4 protein-coding genes and 1 pseudogene are annotated in these 3480 nt (G+C 36.6%); 3 read left to right on the top strand and 2 right to left on the bottom strand.

The window, feature by feature from the left end; genetic code table 11:
* Positions 1 to 321 precede the first annotated feature (321 nt).
* Together B3143_RS01445 and B3143_RS01440 are read right to left on the bottom strand one after the other, a co-directional pair.
* Complete coding sequence (locus B3143_RS01445) at positions 322 to 840, bottom strand: tetratricopeptide repeat protein (protein WP_004812221.1); 519 nt, start codon at positions 838 to 840, stop codon at positions 322 to 324.
* Between the two features lie 600 nt (positions 841 to 1440).
* Positions 1441 to 1626 (bottom strand): annotated as a pseudogene (locus B3143_RS01440) (helix-turn-helix domain-containing protein); the annotation flags it as partial.
* Positions 1627 to 1747: 121 nt separating this feature from the next.
* Here B3143_RS01440 and B3143_RS01435 point away from each other — a divergent pair.
* From B3143_RS01435 to tnpB, 3 genes are all read left to right on the top strand, one after another.
* Positions 1748 to 2209, top strand: a complete 462-nt coding sequence (locus B3143_RS01435) for a DIP1984 family protein (RefSeq protein ID WP_000761345.1) — start codon at positions 1748 to 1750, stop codon at positions 2207 to 2209.
* A 439-nt stretch (positions 2210 to 2648) separates the two neighbouring features.
* On the top strand, positions 2649 to 3077 hold the full coding sequence (gene tnpA / locus B3143_RS01430) for an IS66-like element accessory protein TnpA (RefSeq protein WP_175965975.1): 429 nt from the start codon (positions 2649 to 2651) through the stop codon (positions 3075 to 3077).
* On the top strand, positions 3074 to 3409 hold the full coding sequence (gene tnpB / locus B3143_RS01425) for an IS66 family insertion sequence element accessory protein TnpB (protein WP_004783682.1): 336 nt from the start codon (positions 3074 to 3076) through the stop codon (positions 3407 to 3409). Before tnpA ends, tnpB begins: the two co-directional genes overlap by 4 nt.
* Positions 3410 to 3480 lie beyond the last annotated feature (71 nt).

The following is a 3480-nucleotide window of genomic DNA, read 5'->3' as shown; positions in this document are numbered from 1 at the left end:
GTTAGCCGGATGCTTACCTTCGTTTAATAAATAAAAATGAAGTACTATCTGAAAAAATATATACCTTTGCACCTTTTGATGATGAGTGGAGTGCACGATACGTTAATCAGGACATAGAAATTGCTTTAAAAATATTTAAAGAAATTTACAATCATGGATATCTCTCAACTGAATCTAAGCAACTGTTTAAAGATAATTTAACTTCTTAGCATAATACTGCTTATACGAAATTTTTTAAAAATATAGTAAAAATAGTATCTTAAAGCTCAACGTTTTAACTTGGCATAACGTGTATTATGTTAATTTTAGGAAATCTTAAAACTAATTTTCAGATTTATCCCACCAACTTTGAGCTAAATCAGTATTTTTAGGGATACCTATACCATCACGATACATAACGGAAAGACTTCGCATTGCTTGCTTGTTACCTAACTTCGCAGCCTTTTCACGAAGCTCCAAAGCTTTATTAAAATTAACGTCTATTCCGCTATCTTCGCGAGTATATAAATCAGCTAATTCAATCATTGATTCAGCATGGCCATTTTCTGAGGCTTTCTGAAACCACTTAAAAGCTTTTTGGAAATGTTCTAAGGAATCGTTTTTGTCATCTTCTTCCATTAATTTAGCATATGTAACATAACCATCGGCTAACCAAAACATTGCTGCTATATTTCCATTTTCAGCTGATTTAATAGCCCAAATTTCAGCTTGATTTTCATCTGAATCAACACCATGGCCATATAGATAAATCTCAGCTAATTCTAACTGGGCAGAAGTATCTCCATTTTCAGCTTTCGCTAATAAATCATTAGAAAAAACAGGTTCGGCAAATGTTTCCATTGAAAGGCATACTCCTAAAGCCATAAAAATATTTGTTAATTTATTCAATTTTTAACTTTTAAATTAAACTGTTAGGTCTGTACATTTTTATATCATATCCAAAAGAAAACTCTAAAATTACAGTATATTTTTAGCCTATTTAACATAATACAGATTATACGAAGTACACCTGTATATTAATTTAAATATCAATGACTTAAAAATTTATTCATGACGAAGAAAAGGCAAAAAATCGGCTTTTGTAATAAGTTGGTGAGTTTTTAAGCATATCTGTAACATTTTACCAGTAAAATTGGCTAAAAAACGATCAATTTGGCAATCAGTGCCCATTTCATGCGGATCCAAGTTGTGAAACTATCCCCAATTGCTGTGGATAAAATTTAGGCTATTTTGTACGCTTTGGCTCACATCAATCTCGGCTCTTTGCTGCTATCCGGAATACTGGAATTTTCCTATGATGAACTCATCGGGAACAGGATGTTCCAAACAACAAGAATAAGAAAGATCGCACCAGGAGTGTGAGGTAAGACAGGAGTCATACCTAGCAACCCAATATGAGAAACCCTGGCAGGATGCCGGGGTTTTTTATTATCTAATTTTTTAAATCAAGGTTGGATGAGCATCCAGAATGCGGATCAGCGTTGCTGCTGGGCCAGTTGGATAGCGACGGCCTTGTTCCCAGTTTTGTAGGGTTTTCGCGCTGATATGCAAACGTGCTGCAAATTCACTTTGGCTTAAGCCAGTCTTTTCTCGTACTTCTTTAATATTCGGCAATTCAAGTTCTGTGTGAATAGCCACCGATTTTGTAGACACCTTTTAGTTAGATAAAAAAGCAATTTTTTTGATCTTTAAAGAATGAGGATATAAGCTGTTTAAAACTTAATTCTAATTGCTTAATAGGTGAAAAATGAAATTAGCAGAAGCTCTCTTACTTCGAAGTGATCAACAAAAAAAAATTATTTCACTAAAACAACGTATCAATGCAAATGTATTGGTACAAGATGGTGATCAACCATCTGAAGATCCAAATGAACTACTAAAACAAGTATTTTCCTTAATTCAAGAATTTCAAAAATTAAGTTATGCAATTCATGAAACTAATGCTTTAACAAAATTAAATGATGGCCGTTCTCTACTTGCTTTATTGACTTTACGTGATGAATTTGTAGAACAGCACAAAACCCTAACTGCAGCAATAAGTAATACATCTCGTGAATCTGATCGTTATAGTACGCGGGAAATAAAGTGGCATAAAGTTATTCCAGTTTCATCATTACAAAAACAAGCTGATGATATTAGTCTTAAATTACGTGATTTAAACGTGTTAATTCAGTCGAATAATTGGAAAATTGATTTGATTGAAGCCTAATAGTCCTTTAGATATAATCAAGTTGAACATACTGGGCGAGTACAAGATCCCTTACTTCCACAACATAGGATTGTAAATAAAATGTAGTGGCTTGCAAAGCAAGTGGATAAGCTTAAAATTTTAGGTACAAATTAATCCATCACTTGGCATAACTCAAATCTTTGTGCAAACAAAGTTACACGTTACTTATAACTACCATGTACTGACAGTATGTTCACCTCAATTACTAAAAATAAAGAAATGAGCAAGCATCAGCTCAACTACATTTCTATTTTTAATTTCAGTTCGGCTTTGTTGTATAAAGAGCTGAAAGATAGACTTTGAAAATTATAAAAATCGGAAATTTATGATATAAAAAGTAAGCGTCCGCTGAGCCCCACTTTTTCTAACTCATTAATACCGCGATAGTGTCCACTAAAATTTAAGTGGACACCTATTTATGGATTTAAAGACAGTTATAGACACTGCACCAACGCTAAAAAAGCCCCGTCGAACCTTCACGGCTGAATTTAAACATCAACTTATTCAGCAATGCCAGCAGCCAGATACATCGGTGGCTAAGGTCGCAATGCAACATCAGATCAATGCCAATCTGTTGCATAAATGGATTCGTCAGTCCAGATCAATGGTTCCATCATTAACAATCTCATCCATTCCACAGACCGACTTCCTTCCCGTCATTCTTCACCCGACGCCAGTCAAACAAGAAGCACCTCCGCCACCTGTGCCAGAGAAGAAAGCTACCGCTCATATTAGGATTCCATTACATGATGAACAAGGTTCAGTAAGGGATCAGATGATCGAAATCGAATGGCCGGTGGGGTCTGCAACTGAATTACTGCTTTTACTTCAGGGCTTGATCAAATGATCCGTATCGATGAAATCTGGTTGTCTACCCAGCCCATGGACATGCGTGCGGGTATGGATACGGCCATGGCGCAGATTATGAAAGCCTTTGGCTCAATCAAACCGCATTGCGCCTACCTGTTCTGTAATAAACGTGGCCATCGCATGAAAGTGCTGGTACATGATGGACTAGGCATCTGGCTGTGTGCCAGGCGGCTGGAACAGGGAAAATTCCACTGGGCTAAAGTTCACCAGGGTGAAAACGTAGCTCTCAGTCCAGAACAGTTACAGGCACTAATTCAGGGTTTGCCCTGGCAGCGCATTGGACGACAGCAAGTGGTAACAATGCTCTAAACCAGGCTGCTACATTCTGCTATTCTCCAAACGTTCTATTTCCTCTGCGTCATGACCTCAGGCATACTGCC

It is taken from the genome of Acinetobacter sp. UBA1496 (assembly GCF_002324975.1).
GTDB lineage: Bacteria > Pseudomonadota > Gammaproteobacteria > Pseudomonadales > Moraxellaceae > Acinetobacter > Acinetobacter variabilis.
This window is presented reverse-complemented; position numbering and strand designations above follow the sequence as displayed.